We start from the raw sequence: 14196 nt of genomic DNA, 5'->3' as shown, positions 1-14196 counted from the left end.
TCCATTTCCCTCCCCCGTACCTATCGTAACTACATTTGTTAATCATAGCAAATCTTTATGACGATTTAAAGGGATCACCCCAAGTGCTCTGCGTTAAAGCATCTCGAGGGGTCATCCCACTTTGTTCACTCATTAGTTCTTTTTCTTTTTTTTCTTCTTTTTCGGTGCTGAATCATAAAAGGCTTTTTTCTTTTTCTTTTCTTTCGAATCTGCACTAGAAGTTGAACCTTCATGATTACGGTTTTTGTTACGTGTTTTTCTTTTTCCGCCTTCAATGACTTTTGGTCGATCTTGTTTTTTCGGTTTGCGTTCTTTCATACCGACGATTTCAAAGTCGATCGATCTTTCATCAATATTGACGTTAATAAGGCGGACTTCAACTTCGTCACCAATGCGGAATACGTTACCAGTACGTTCACCAATCATTGCGTATTGCTTTTCATCGAAATGATAGTAATCATCCGTTAAATAGCTAACGTGAACCATACCTTCAATCGTATTTGGCAACTCAACGAACATGCCGTAGTTCGTCACACCACTAACAACACCTGTGAATGTTTCACCGATTTTATCTTCCATATACTCAGCTTTTTTCAAATCATCGGTTTCTCGTTCGGCATCAACAGCGCGTCGTTCCATATCGGAAGTATGCTTTGCGATTTCACCAAGCTTTTCATCCCAATCTTCCTTTTTATCCTCTGTAGGTCTTCCATCAATCAAGTAATCACGAATTAAACGATGGACGATCAAGTCAGGATAACGACGGATTGGTGAAGTGAAATGTGTGTAAAAGTCCGTAGATAAACCAAAGTGCCCGAGGTTTTCTTTCTCGTATCTCGCTTGTTTCATCGAACGAAGCAAAACCGAGTTAATCACTGCTTCTTCTGACTCCCCACTTACTTGCTCTAAAAGCTCTTGAAGTGCACGTGGATGAACAGTATTGGCATTTCCTTTCACGACATAACCAAAGTTCGTAACGAACTCAAGGAAATGCGTCAGCTTGTCTTGTGCAGGATCTTCGTGGATTCTGTACATGAATGGTACACGCATCCAATGGAAGTGTTCAGCCACCGTTTCGTTTGCTGCTAACATAAACTCTTCAATGAGACGCTCAGCAACCGACCGCTGTCTTAACACGACATCTGTTGGCTTCCCTTCTTCATCAACGAGCACTTCTGCTTCCTTGAAGTCGAAGTCGATCGCTCCACGGTCCATCCGTTTATTGCGCAAAACCAATGCTAGTTCTTCCATATCACGGAACATTGGCACGAGTGATTCATAACGTTTTTTCGTTTCATCATCATCATCGACGAGGATGCTACGAACAGCATCGTACGTCATTCGTTCCGTCGTTTTAATGACAGCTTCAAATATATCATGGTTTACAACATTTCCACTCGGCGTCATTTCCATTTCACACGCAAGCGTCAACCGATCTACTTGCGGATTTAATGAACAAATCCCATTGGATAAGCGATGCGGAATCATCGGAATCACACGGTCGACGAGATAAGCACTCGTTCCTCTCTCATACGCTTCTGTATCAATCGCCGACCCTTCTTCTACATAATAACTAACATCAGCAATATAGACGCCTAGAAGGTAGTTTCCGTTGTCTAATTTTTCAACACGTACAGCATCATCTAAGTCTTTTGCATCAGCACCATCAATTGTGACAATCGTTTCGTCTCTTAGATCGCGACGACCTTCAATTTCTTCATCAGAAATCTCATCTGGAACTGAATTCGCATGTTCAATGACTTCTTCAGGAAATGCTTGAGGTAAACCATGCTTATGGATAATCGATAAAATATCGACCCCTGGGTCATTTTTATGACCTAAAACTTCTACGACTTCACCTTCAGCACTTCGACGACCTTCTGGGTACTTCGTAATTTGCACGACAACCTTATGACCGTCTACTGCGCCACCTTTGGCTTTTTTAGGGATAAACACATCGTTTGGAATCCGTTTATCATCAGGAATGACAAAACCATAATATTGATCGTCAGTATAAGTGCCGACGATTTCGGTATTCGCCCGTTCGAGAATACGTACAATTTCCCCTTCTGGACGGGAACCACTGGAATGCGCTTGTAGTCGAACAAGTACTTTGTCTCGATTCATCGCACTGTTTAATCCAGATCCTGGTACAAATACGTCATCTAAACCTTCTTCAGTTAATACAAATGCAAACCCCTTTGCATTCATGCGAATGGATCCTTTTAATAAATTCATCCGCTCCGGCAACCCATAACGATTGCTTCGTGTCCGAACGAGATCCCCACTATCTTCTAATTCATTTAATAACTTAACGAATGCTTTAAAATCACTGGAATCATCAATGTCGAAAACCTCTTCAAAATCATGGATCGATAACGGCTTTTCCGCTTCATCCTCCATGTAAGCTAGAATTTGTTCTTTAGTAATCTCTTCCATACTTTCACTCCTTTCAGTAAAAGGGGATTCGTTCAATGCAGTATTTGGGTGTTTATACTCTCTCTATATGTTCAGTCACCTATTATTCTTTCCAATCTAACTGTTCTAAAAACGCATACACATCCTGATGTAACTGCTCTTTTTCTTTATCCAATGTAATAACATGGCCAGATTCTTCATACAACTTTATTTGCTTTTCATCCGTTTCAATTTGTTCATGAATGATGTCGGCACTCTCTGTACCGATCATCTCATCATGCCTTCCTTGAACAACGAATGTGGGGGTATAAATCATATCGATGTTTTCGCGTACGTTTTTCACAAGGTCTTCTAAGCTATTTATTGTTTCTTCTAAAGGCAACTGCTCGAATGTTGCCATTTCTTCTTGAATTTGTTCCTTAGTTTTCTTTTCCCATTCTTTAAACCCTTTTGCATACTCTTTGACGCCTGCTGTTAATTTTTCTGTATCAATTTTCACTGGTGCGCACATTGGAATGATTCCCTTTACTGGTAGTGTATACCCGATTTTTAGTGAAAATACACCACCGAGGGATAATCCTGCAACTGCAACCTCTTCAAAACCCATTTCTTTTAATTTTTCATAACCATTAACGACATCTTGCCACCAATCATCAGGCCCACTTTTCACTAGTTCTTCCGGTGGAACCCCATGTCCTTGATATTGCGGAGCATGACACGTATAACCACGCTTTTGCAAAAAGCGTCCCATCATCCTCACATCTGCACTATTTCCTGTAAATCCATGTAATAAAAGAACAGCTCGTCCATTATCGCCTTCGAAGGTGAATGGTTGAGGTAATGTCACTTTCATCATCTCACTCCTTTTTGCTGCTGTATAAAACGTAAGAATGAAAAATCATATGTATGAAACGAATCAAGTGAATAAGAATTCACTTAAAGTAATGAGTGTCTATTTTAACCTTCCACACACAACTTGATGGCATCCGAAAACCTTAGCTAAACCTTTTAGGTAACGTAAAATATACGCTATCTTACCGCAAGCTTTTTGTTTTCCATGTAAAAAACAGCAAGCCATGCTTGCTGTTTGAACAACTACTAATTAATTTTTACATAAAGAACGCGACTGTGAGTGTTAAAATGAAAAATAACACTGATAACACAACTGTCGCTTTACTTAAGAATGCTTCGAGACCACGAGCTTTTGTTTTACCCATGAGCTGTTCCGCTCCACCTGAGATCGCTCCTGACAAACCACTACTTCGTCCTGGTTGCAAGAGCACCACAGTAATCAGCGAAATCGCCACAATAACAAGCAAAACTGATGCGATCGTTTGCACGTTAAATCCACCTCCATGCGGCACTTACCTTAATACAATATATCATGGACAAAGTAAAGGATCAAGGAACACATATCATAAGTTGGTGTGTAGTTTTCCGTTAACGTGATTTTTGTTATATATGCAAGACTTAAAATCCGAAAAAACCCCCGAGCTCAGATTAAAACTGATACTTGGGGGCTAAATTGTTTTCGAATTATTTTCCTAAGTTGTAAAATGCCGTTTTCCCTGCATATTTACCGATGTATGCTAACTCATCTTCAATGCGAAGAAGTTGGTTGTATTTCGCTACACGGTCTGTACGGGACGGTGCACCAGTCTTGATTTGACCAGCGTTTGTTGCAACAGAGATATCTGCGATTGTGCTGTCCTCAGTTTCACCAGAACGGTGAGAAATAACTGCTGTGTAACCCGCGCACTTCGCCATTTCGATCGCTTCAAATGTTTCAGTAAGCGTACCGATTTGGTTTACTTTGATAAGGATTGAGTTACAAACACCTTCTTCAATACCGCGGCTAAGCTTTTCAGTGTTTGTTACGAACAAGTCGTCACCGACGATTTGAACTTTATCACCGATTGCATCGGTAAGTTTCTTCGTACCTTCCCAGTCGTTCTCATCTAAACCGTCTTCGATGGATACGATAGGGTATTTGCTTACGAGGTCTTCATAGTAAGCAACCATTTCTTCAGCTGTCTTTACGACGCCTTCACCTTTAAGGTTGTATTTGCCGTCTTCATAAATTTCAGAAGCTGCTGCGTCGATTGCAATTTGAACTTGCTCTCCTGGTGTATAGCCAGCTTTCTCAACAGCTTGAAGGATCGTTTTGATTGCATCTTCGTTAGATGCAAGGTTTGGTGCGAAACCACCTTCGTCACCTACAGCTGTGTTGTGGCCTTGTTCAGCCAATACTTTCTTAAGGTTATGGAAGATCTCTGCACCCATTTGAAGTGCTTCAGAGAACGTTTCTGCACCAGATGGCATAACCATAAATTCTTGAATATCAACACTGTTATCTGCGTGTTCACCACCGTTTAAGATGTTCATCATTGGTGTTGGTAGTTTCTTCGCATTGAATCCACCTAGGTAAGCGTATAGCGGTAAACCTAGTGCTTCAGCTGATGCACGAGCTACTGCCATTGAAACACCTAGGATCGCATTTGCACCTAAGTTTCCTTTGTTTGGCGTACCGTCTAATTCAATCATTAGGTAATCAATACCTGTCTGATCAAGTGCATCAAAACCGACAAGCTCTGGTGCAATTGTTTCGTTTACATTATCTACTGCTTTTGTAACGCCTTTACCCATATATGCGTCGCCGCCGTCACGAAGTTCAACTGCTTCGTGTTCACCAGTGGATGCACCACTTGGTACAAGAGCACGCCCCATTGCGCCACTCTCTAGAAAAACTTCAACTTCAACCGTCGGGTTACCGCGGGAGTCTAAAACTTGGCGTGCATAAACATCTGTAATCATTGTCATGTAAAAACACTCCTTTTTTCAATTAATCGTTTTATTTAATCAAGGTATTTCCAGTCATTTCTTTCGGCTTTTCTACACCTAAAAGTGTGAGCATTGTTGGTGCAAGATCCCCTAGAATCCCGTCCTCACGCAATTGAGCACCCTCTTCAGTAACAATGACAGGTACTGGGTTTGTCGTATGCGCCGTCATTGGTTTACCTTCGGACGTAAGAATTTCATCAGAGTTACCATGGTCTGCGGTAATGACCGCTTTACCACCTTTTTCGATGAGCTTATCTACAATTTTCCCAAGACATTCATCGACTACTTCGACCGCCTTAACCGTTGGATCCAACATCCCTGAGTGGCCGACCATATCAGGGTTTGCAAAGTTTAAGACAATCGTATCATGCTTATCTGCATCAATTTCTTGAAGTAACGCGTCCGTCACTTCATATGCACTCATCTCTGGTTGTAAATCGTATGTTGCTACTTTAGGCGAATCAATTAATACACGCTCTTCTCCTGGAAACTTCTCTTCACGTCCACCACTGAAGAAAAATGTAACGTGTGGATATTTTTCGGTTTCCGCAATGCGCAGTTGCGTTAAGTCGTTTTGAGCAACAACTTCACCGAACGTATTATCCAAATTCGTAGGTTCAAAAGCAACGAACCCATCAATTGACTCACTAAATTGTGTTAAGCAAACGTAATGCAGGTTTTTCGGAAACTTGTCACCACGATCAAAACCGCGGAAGTCATCGTTTGTGAAAACTTGCGACATTTGAATCGCACGGTCTGGACGGAAGTTAAAGAAAATCACAGCGTCATCATCTTGGATTAAACCGCGTGGTGTCTCTCCATCTTCTTTTGTCATCACCGATGGAATCACAAATTCATCATGAATATCATTTTCATATGAGTCTTCCAACGCCTCGATTGGATCCTTATATTTCACACCTTCACCATATACCATCGCTCGGTATGATTTTTCTACACGATCCCAGCGCTGGTCACGGTCCATCGCATAGTATCGACCATGTACAGTTGCAATTTCACCGAGACCCACTTCTGCTAGCTTTTCCTGGGTCTGCTTTAAGTATGTTTCGGCAGTTTGTGGCCCTACATCTCGACCATCGAGAAAGCCGTGAATATAAACATTTTCGATGCCCTCTTTTTTCGCTAAATCGATGAGCGCAAACATATGTTCAATATGACTGTGGACACCGCCGTCTGATAAAAGACCGTAAATGTGTAAATTAGATCCCTTTTCTTTGACGTGTTTTGTTGCATTTAAGAAAGTTTGATTTTCGTGAAATTCACCTTCGCGGATAGCCAAGTTCACACGCGTTAAGCTTTGATAAACGACACGCCCTGCACCAATATTCATATGACCAACTTCCGAGTTGCCCATTTGACCTTCTGGAAGACCTACAGCTTCACCACTCGCTTTAAGTTCCGTGTGAGGGTACTTATTCCAAAAGCGGTCGAAGTTGGGTGTGTTTGCCTTTGCAATCGCATTCCCGTATTCTTCATCGCGAAGAGCAAATCCATCTAAAATAATCAAAGCTTTTGGTTGTTTACTCATTTCCTGCCTCCACTAGTTGTAAATACGATTCTTCGTCAAGGCTTGCTCCGCCTACAAGAGCACCATCAATGTCTGACTGGCTAAGCAATTCTTTAATGTTAGCAGGCTTCACACTGCCGCCATATTGAATACGAACAGCATCTGCCACATCTTGAGAGAATGATTCTGCTACAACTTTACGGATCACAGCACACGTTTCATTCGCATCTTCTGAAGAAGCTGTTTTGCCAGTACCGATTGCCCAAATTGGCTCATAAGCAATCACTGTTTGTTTTACTTGGTCCTCAGTTAATTCAGCCAACGCCTTTTCAACTTGACCGCGAACAACATCTTCTGTTTTATTCGCTTCGCGTTCTTCGAGTGTTTCACCTACACAAACGATAGGTGTGAGACCATGTTTAAAAGCCGCATGTGTTTTATGATTGACGGATTCATCAGTTTCAGCAAACATATCACGACGTTCTGAGTGACCGATGATCGTATAATTCACACCGATATCCTTCAAAGCGACAGGGCTTACTTCACCTGTGAATGCACCACTTTCCTCAAAGTGCATGTTTTGAGCACCGATGTAAAGTTCAGTTCCTTCAGCTTCTGCTACAAGTGCATCTAAAAAGATAGGTGGTGCACAAACAACTGACTCCACTTTCTCACCAGAAGGAATTCGACTTTTCACTTCAGAAACAAACGATACGGCTTCGCTTTTCGTTTTATTCATTTTCCAGTTGCCTGCAATAATCGGTTTACGCATAGTTGTCACCTCTCGTTTTGGTTCAAATTACTTATCGTTTAAAGCTGTTACACCTGGAAGTTCTTTTCCTTCCATGAATTCTAATGATGCACCGCCACCAGTAGAAATGTGGTCCATCTTTTCAGCATAATCAAACTTTTCAACAGCTGCTGCAGAGTCACCACCACCAATAACTGTGTAAGCGTCATTAGCATTTGCAAGTGCTTCCGCAACACCTTTAGTTCCTTTAGCAAATGGCTCTAATTCAAATACACCCATTGGCCCGTTCCAGATAACAAGTTTAGAGTTTTGAATGACATCACTATATGTTTTTAGAGTTTCTGGACCAATGTCCAACGCTTCCCAATCACTAGGAATCGAATCGATCGATACAACATCAGTATTTGCATCTTCACCAAAATCATCAGCAATTACTCCATCCGTTGGCATATAGAAATTGACGCCCTTTTCTTTCGCCTTTTCCATATAGGATTTTGCAACATCGATTTTATCTTCTTCAAGCAAAGATTTACCGATTTCATGTCCTTGTGCTTTGATAAATGTATAAGCAAGACCGCCACCGATAATTAAGTTATCAACTTTATCGATCAAGTTGTCGATGACACCAATTTTATCTTTTACCTTTGCACCACCGATAATCGCTGTGAATGGACGTTCAGGTTCAGATAAAGCTTTCCCTAATACTTCAAGTTCTTTTTCCATGAGAAAACCTGCAACGGCTGGAAGATGGTGAGCAATACCTTCAGTTGAAGCATGCGCACGGTGCGCTGCACCAAATGCATCATTAACATATACATCCGCAAGGTCAGCAAATTTCTGTGCTAATTCAGCGTCATTTTTCTCCTCGCCTGCATAGAAGCGAACGTTTTCAAGTAGAGCAACGTCACCATCATTTAATTCATTGACGGCTCTCTCTGCTTCTTCGCCATATGCACTGTCAGCCTTTACAACTGTTTTACCAAGTAGATCACTCAAACGACGAGCAACTGCATCAAGACGAAGTTCTTCAACAACTTCACCTTTTGGACGACCGAGATGGCTTGCAAGAATAACGCGCGCGCCCTTCTCTGCCAAGTGCTCGATTGTCGGTAAAGCAGCACGAATACGAGTGTCGTCCGTTACTTCACCATCGCTCATCGGAACGTTAAAGTCAACTCGGCAAAACACCCGTTGACCTTGCACATCAATATCATGGATCGTTTTTTTATTCATATCGAAAAGCCTCCTTGAATAGGAATTGTGTAACCTAAAAACAGTGGAAAGAGGAGAGCAGAAAACAAGTCCGTCTCCTCTTTCTCAGTTTTTCGATTCCTTTATTCGTTGCTTATCAACTTGGCTTACAAGCCTTGTTTTGCAACATATGCAGCAAGGTCAACAACACGGTTGGAGTAACCTGCTTCGTTATCATACCAAGAGATGACTTTTACCATGTTACCTTCCATAACCATTGTTGATTGCGCATCGATTGTAGAAGACATTGGGTCACCGTTGTAGTCACGGGATACAAGCTCTTCTTCGCTATAACCAAGAACGCCTTGAAGTTCACCTTGGGAAGCTTCTTTAAATGCACCGTTTACGTCATCTACTGTTACTTCTTGATCTAGTTCCGCAACAAGGTCAACAAGGGAAACGTTTGGTGTTGGTACACGCATAGCACCACCGTTTAACTTACCATCTAGTTCTGGAAGAACAAGAGCAACGGCTTTCGCAGCACCTGTTGTTGTTGGAATGATGTTCTCTGATGCCGCACGCGCACGACGGTAGTCCTTATGAGGAAGGTCTAGGATTTGTTGGTCGTTTGTGTAAGAGTGAACTGTTGTCATCATACCACGCTTTAAGCCAAACTTGTCGTTAAGAACTTTCGCAAATGGTGCTAAGCAGTTTGTTGTACAAGAAGCGTTAGAAATCACGTGGTGGCTAGCTGGGTCATACTTGTCTTCGTTAACACCCATAACAACTGTGATATCTTCTTCTTTAGCTGGTGCACTAATGATAACTTTTTTCGCGCCTGCTTGCTCAACGTGCTTCGCTGCATCTGCACGCTGTGTAAATAGACCTGTTGATTCAACAACGATATCTACACCTAGCTCTCCCCAAGGAAGGTTGGCTGGATCGCGTTCAGCAAGAACTTTAATCTCATTGCCACCTACGACAAGGTTGTCACCAGAAACTTCTACTTTCTCTTCTAAAGTTCCATGTACAGTATCATACTGAAGCAAATGTGCGAGCATGTCCGCATCTGTTAAGTCGTTGACTGCTACTACCTCTACATCTGGGTTATTTAATGCTGCACGGAACACGTTACGTCCGATACGTCCAAAACCGTTAATACCTACTTTTGTTGCCATGTGAAAAAATCCTCCTTTATGATCATAAAAAAATAAATATATGTCAAAGGGGGTTACCCCTTTGCATCACAACAAATTTTATTCTTAATACTTGTTTTAACATATTTCGTCGAATTCAAACGTTAATCAACGTTATTCAACATTTCTGTTGCTGCGCCCTCGTCTGTGACGAGCATCTGACTCGGCCCATTTGTAATATAGGCATAGATGGCTTGAGCTTTCGACTTTCCACCAGCAACGGCGATCACATCTGGAATATGTTTTAAATCCTCTAATTGCAAACCAATTGTGCGGACTTTATGAATAATGTCCCCAGAATGATTAAAATAATAACCGAAAGCTTCAGCAACCGCTTGTTCATCTTGTAATTTATTTAAGATATTCTCAGGTGTTTTACGTCTTTCGGCCATCGTTTTCGCTTGACCAATCCCGTGAATAACGATATTAGCTGAACGAATGAGCTCTAGAATTTGGCGAATTGATGACTCTTGGATAAGAGAATCGTGTGCTTCTTTACTTAATTGATCAGGAACATGTAACAAGCGATACTGACCCATTGCTTTGCGAGCCATTGTTGCACAAATCGTATTTGCTTGGTTTTCTACCTGTTCACCTAACCCGCCGCGAGCCGGCACAAATAACGTATCTTGCATCTCGGAGTCAGTTTCCATCATTTCAGCAACCGATGCAATTGTTGTTCCTCCAGTTACTGCGATGACGTCCTTTTCTCCTTTTAACAAATTCTTTAATAGCAAGGTACCTTTTTTACCCATTTCTTTTTTTACCCAAGGAAAGAAATCGCTATCTCCGGGTACGATATAAACATTAGAAATACCTAGCTTTTTTGCTAGCTTTGCTTCCATATCTGCCAAATCAAACACTTCATGCATGACATCTTCCAATTGCACAAGTAAATTGTGCCCTTGTTCAGTTAGTGTCATTCCTGAGGTACCGAAATAAACAAGACCTTGCTCTTTAAGAAAAGTCACTTCACTTCTGAGTACCCTCTCAGAAACATTAAGGTTGTTTGCTAATGTTCGCCGCCCTATCGGCTGCATGAGTCTTAGAAACCGAAGGATCCGGTATCGTTCCGTCAAAGTTTGTATGACATCTGGCATTAACTTTTGTTGAAGTTTTAACAGTTGATCCATTCTGGCTAACTCCTTTTAATATCAGGGAAACAACACGGGACATTCGAAGTCCCTGCCAGACATATTATGTCCCACCGATAGCTAAAAAAATCACTTCCTTGCGAGAAAGAAATGGAAAACACAATTTCTTTTTCCATGGTTTATTTTAGCAAGGAAGTGATGATAATTCAAGCTAACTTTCCATAAATAATTGCCGAAGATTTTTGAGAACAGTCTCTTCCTGCAAAATTCCCTCGTCAATCAATTGCCCATCTTCCGCCACGACAACGGGAATGCGGATTTGATAACGCTCGAGTAGTTCATCATCTTCATAAATATCAACAATGTCAATTTGAAAATCAAAGTGTTTTTGTACACGTTCAAGCGCAATGAGCCCTTTAGCACAAAGTGGACATTGCTCTTTGGTATAAAATGTTAGTTTCATGGCTAATCCCCTCTCTACTAAGAAAAACGTTTTCTTTGCGATGAAGACGGGATATGCATTGCTTCTCGGTATTTTGCAACGGTACGGCGCGACACATATACACCTTCTTCTTTCAAAAGATCGGCTATTTTCTGATCTGATAATGGTTTTGCTTTCTTTTCTTCATCAACCAACCGTTTGATGGATGCCTTCACTTTTTCAGAAGAAGTTGCATTCCCTGAATCTTTACCAACTGTAGAAGTAAAGAAGTATTTCAGTTCGTATAAACCAAGTGGTGTTTGCATATACTTTTTTGTGGTTGCACGACTGACGGTCGATTCGTGAACATCTACTTCATCTGCAATATCTTTTAGCGTCATCGGCTTCAATGCATCTGCTCCTTCATCAAAGAAACTTTGCTGCCTTTCAACAATTGCCTTGGATACGGCTAACAACGTTTGCTGACGTTGCTGGATACTTTGCAATAACCAACGATATTGCTCATAGCGGTTATTTAAATATTTGGCCGTATCCCCAGATTCTTTTTTCAACAGATGCTCATAGTTTCCATTTAATTGTATCTTAGGTACATGCTGTTCATTTAATGCCACTTTATAAGATTCACCAATCTTTTGGACTGTCACGTCTGGAACAATGTATGTCGGTAACTCAGAATCAAACATTGCTCCCGGACGCGGATTTAACGTTTGCAAAAAATCAGCAACCGTTTGTATATCTATAACTCGAACACTAAGTGCTTTCGCAATTCTTTCGTATTTTTTATTAGCTAAATCTTCTAAGTGACGCGCGACAATCATTTCTGCTAACTCATCACGTGTTTCTAGCCGTTGTAACTGTAACAACAAACATTCAGATAACGAGCTGGCACCAACGCCCGCGGGTTCTAGGCTTTTTACGATCGCTAAGTTAGCATGAACTTTATCATTATGTTCATTCATTTCTTTAGATAGTTGTTCTACACTTTGCGTTAAGTAACCATTCTCATCAATCATTAATGCAATGTATTCGACGATTTCTCGATCTCTATTCGATAACGACAAAAAGCGAATTTGGTTTAACAGCGTTTCTTGTAGGTCTTTCTTGTCCCCTGATATACGATCAATGAACGACGACTCTTCATCTTGTTCATCGTCAGCACTTTTTGTAAACTCTCTTGTGGTAGCCACCTCTGCTTCATAACGAGCTACCGCTTCCGGGTCTTCATCACGTTCATCCACCAAGTCGATGAGAGGATTCTCTAGTTGCACTTCTTGCAAATGTTCTCTTAAATCTTGCACGGAATATTGCAAAATTGTAATTGCTTGCCGCAACTCTTTCGTCATGACGAGCTTCATTTGTTGTTGTTGAAACAAGCCAAATTCCATATTCATGATCTCCCCCCTTTATCAAGTATACAATACGTACCTCCTTTTGTGCAGACTACGTGTATATAGAATAACTATTCTGACAGCGCTTTCATTTATGTGTAAATAAAGTTGTTTTTTTAAGAAATTGAAGAGGCTGACTAGGAGGGCTAGGTAAGCCCATCGACAAGTCAGCCTCGTCAGCAGGTAAAACAGTTGGACTGTTTGAATTCATTCTCTCACGAATTCCGTTATCTTGCCATTCTAATTTAATGGAAAGACTGGTAATCATAACCTAAAATGCTCTTTTCAGAGGTTTGAATATAACGGAAAACGGTAATAATAGAATTGTGCCACCAAGTATTACATATGAGAAATACAAAATATTTGACCTTCATTGACCTTTAGAGTTATGATGAACGTAAAGGTTGAATATAATTTACCACTAGTGAAGGATTCAATAGGCAGTGCTTGATCGTCTGGAAAGTGGTAACCTTTTTCCAAACGCAATTATTTTGAGGAGGTATGCACATATGAATTTAATCCCTACGGTTATTGAACAAACAAATCGTGGTGAGCGCGCGTATGATATTTATTCTCGCTTACTGAAAGACAGAATTATCATGCTTGGTACACCGATTGATGACAACGTATCAAACTCGATCGTTGCGCAACTACTATTCTTAGCTGCTGAAGACCCAGACAAAGATATTTCTATTTACATTAATAGTCCAGGTGGATCAATTACAGCAGGTATGGCCATTTATGATACAATGCAATTTATTTCACCAAAGGTACAAACAATCTGTACTGGAATGGCAGCATCAATGGGTGCGTTTTTGCTAGCAGCAGGTGAACCTGGGAAGCGTTTTGCTCTTCCAAACAGTGAGGTAATGATTCACCAACCGTTAGGTGGAACAAAAGGTCAAGCTTCTGACATCGAAATTCACGCAAAGCGTATTATTCAACTACGCGAAAAACTCAACCAAATTTTAGCTGAGCGCACAGGTCAACCGCTAGAAACAATTGAACGTGACACGGATCGTGACAATTTCCTTTCAGCTGCAGAAGCTAAAGAATATGGTCTGATCGACGGTGTTATGGAAAAGAAATAGATTAACATAAGGTTCTCCAATAATACATCAGTCTGTTTTCTCACTCCTAGCATTGTTTAGGAGAAATGAGAAAACAGACTTTTTTATTTGGCTCTTTCCGTAAACTTTGTTGTTTTTGAAAAACTCAGAGAGTGAGAGGTGACGACTTAAGATTGATTAAATGCGGTCACGTCCAAAGTTTTGTCGGCTCTGGACATTGATTCCGTTATTCGTTTAAAAAAGGCTGTTTTTTAACCTTCCGCGGACATGAGTTCCGCTA

Annotated in this window: 12 protein-coding genes; 1 reads left to right on the top strand and 11 read right to left on the bottom strand. The window is 41.0% G+C overall.

Annotated features, from left to right (window positions below; all coding sequences use genetic code 11):
* Positions 1-132: 132 nt before the first annotated feature.
* The 11 genes from rnr to rpoN form a co-directional block, all read right to left on the bottom strand.
* The gene (rnr, locus tag HNQ41_RS08105) at positions 133-2439 is read right to left on the bottom strand and encodes a ribonuclease R (RefSeq protein WP_184663911.1); all 2307 of its coding nucleotides are present in this window, start codon (positions 2437-2439) and stop codon (positions 133-135) included.
* An 82-nt stretch (positions 2440-2521) separates the two neighbouring features.
* Positions 2522-3271 carry an alpha/beta hydrolase gene (locus tag HNQ41_RS08100; RefSeq protein WP_184663910.1) on the bottom strand — a complete coding sequence of 250 codons (750 nt, stop codon included), beginning with the start codon at positions 3269-3271 and terminating at the stop codon, positions 2522-2524.
* A 256-nt stretch (positions 3272-3527) separates the two neighbouring features.
* Positions 3528-3758 carry a preprotein translocase subunit SecG gene (gene secG, locus HNQ41_RS08095; RefSeq protein WP_184663909.1) on the bottom strand — a complete coding sequence of 77 codons (231 nt, stop codon included), beginning with the start codon at positions 3756-3758 and terminating at the stop codon, positions 3528-3530.
* 196 nt (positions 3759-3954) lie between these two features.
* Entirely contained in the window at positions 3955-5238 is a 1284-nt protein-coding gene (gene eno, locus HNQ41_RS08090) for a phosphopyruvate hydratase (protein ID WP_184663908.1), read from the bottom strand.
* A 31-nt stretch (positions 5239-5269) separates the two neighbouring features.
* On the bottom strand, positions 5270-6805 hold the full coding sequence (gene gpmI / locus HNQ41_RS08085) for a 2,3-bisphosphoglycerate-independent phosphoglycerate mutase (protein ID WP_184663907.1): 1536 nt from the start codon (positions 6803-6805) through the stop codon (positions 5270-5272).
* Positions 6798-7556: a triose-phosphate isomerase gene (gene tpiA / locus HNQ41_RS08080; protein WP_184663906.1), complete on the bottom strand. Its 759-nt coding sequence runs from the start codon at positions 7554-7556 to the stop codon at positions 6798-6800. The genes gpmI and tpiA overlap by 8 nt, the downstream gene beginning before the upstream one ends.
* A 27-nt stretch (positions 7557-7583) precedes the next feature.
* On the bottom strand, positions 7584-8768 hold the full coding sequence (locus HNQ41_RS08075; RefSeq protein ID WP_184663905.1) for a phosphoglycerate kinase: 1185 nt from the start codon (positions 8766-8768) through the stop codon (positions 7584-7586).
* A gap of 125 nt (positions 8769-8893) precedes the next feature.
* A complete protein-coding gene (gene gap / locus HNQ41_RS08070; RefSeq protein ID WP_184663904.1) occupies positions 8894-9904 on the bottom strand; it encodes a type I glyceraldehyde-3-phosphate dehydrogenase in 1011 nt (336 codons plus the stop codon).
* Between the two features lie 122 nt (positions 9905-10026).
* Positions 10027-11055 (bottom strand): sugar-binding transcriptional regulator, encoded by a 1029-nt coding sequence (locus HNQ41_RS08065; protein WP_184663903.1) that lies wholly within the window; start codon positions 11053-11055, stop codon positions 10027-10029.
* Positions 11056-11227: 172 nt separating this feature from the next.
* Entirely contained in the window at positions 11228-11479 is a 252-nt protein-coding gene (locus HNQ41_RS08060; protein ID WP_184663902.1) for a glutaredoxin family protein, read from the bottom strand.
* Positions 11480-11496: 17 nt separating this feature from the next.
* A complete protein-coding gene (rpoN, locus tag HNQ41_RS08055; protein WP_184663901.1) occupies positions 11497-12849 on the bottom strand; it encodes an RNA polymerase factor sigma-54 in 1353 nt (450 codons plus the stop codon).
* A gap of 506 nt (positions 12850-13355) precedes the next feature.
* Here rpoN and clpP point away from each other — a divergent pair.
* Complete coding sequence (gene clpP / locus HNQ41_RS08050; protein ID WP_184663900.1) at positions 13356-13937, top strand: ATP-dependent Clp endopeptidase proteolytic subunit ClpP; 582 nt, start codon at positions 13356-13358, stop codon at positions 13935-13937.
* Positions 13938-14196: the final 259 nt, after the last annotated feature.

This window comes from Texcoconibacillus texcoconensis, assembly GCF_014202575.1.
Taxonomy (GTDB): domain Bacteria; phylum Bacillota; class Bacilli; order Bacillales; family Salisediminibacteriaceae; genus Texcoconibacillus; species Texcoconibacillus texcoconensis.
This window is presented reverse-complemented; position numbering and strand designations above follow the sequence as displayed.

Bases quoted from the DNA above. Each gene is read 5' to 3' on its own strand.
- rnr (WP_184663911.1), bottom strand. From the start codon at position 2,439: ATGGAAGAGATTACTAAAGAACAAATTCTAGCTTACATGGAGGATGAA.
- HNQ41_RS08100 (WP_184663910.1), bottom strand. From the start codon at position 3,271: ATGAAAGTGACATTACCTCAACCATTCACCTTCGAAGGCGATAATGGA.
- eno (WP_184663908.1), bottom strand. From the start codon at position 5,238: ATGACAATGATTACAGATGTTTATGCACGCCAAGTTTTAGACTCCCGC.
- gpmI (WP_184663907.1), bottom strand. From the start codon at position 6,805: ATGAGTAAACAACCAAAAGCTTTGATTATTTTAGATGGATTTGCTCTT.
- tpiA (WP_184663906.1), bottom strand. From the start codon at position 7,556: ATGCGTAAACCGATTATTGCAGGCAACTGGAAAATGAATAAAACGAAA.
- HNQ41_RS08075 (WP_184663905.1), bottom strand. From the start codon at position 8,768: ATGAATAAAAAAACGATCCATGATATTGATGTGCAAGGTCAACGGGTG.
- gap (WP_184663904.1), bottom strand. From the start codon at position 9,904: ATGGCAACAAAAGTAGGTATTAACGGTTTTGGACGTATCGGACGTAAC.
- HNQ41_RS08065 (WP_184663903.1), bottom strand. From the start codon at position 11,055: ATGGATCAACTGTTAAAACTTCAACAAAAGTTAATGCCAGATGTCATA.
- HNQ41_RS08060 (WP_184663902.1), bottom strand. From the start codon at position 11,479: ATGAAACTAACATTTTATACCAAAGAGCAATGTCCACTTTGTGCTAAA.
- rpoN (WP_184663901.1), bottom strand. From the start codon at position 12,849: ATGAATATGGAATTTGGCTTGTTTCAACAACAACAAATGAAGCTCGTC.
- clpP (WP_184663900.1), top strand. From the start codon at position 13,356: ATGAATTTAATCCCTACGGTTATTGAACAAACAAATCGTGGTGAGCGC.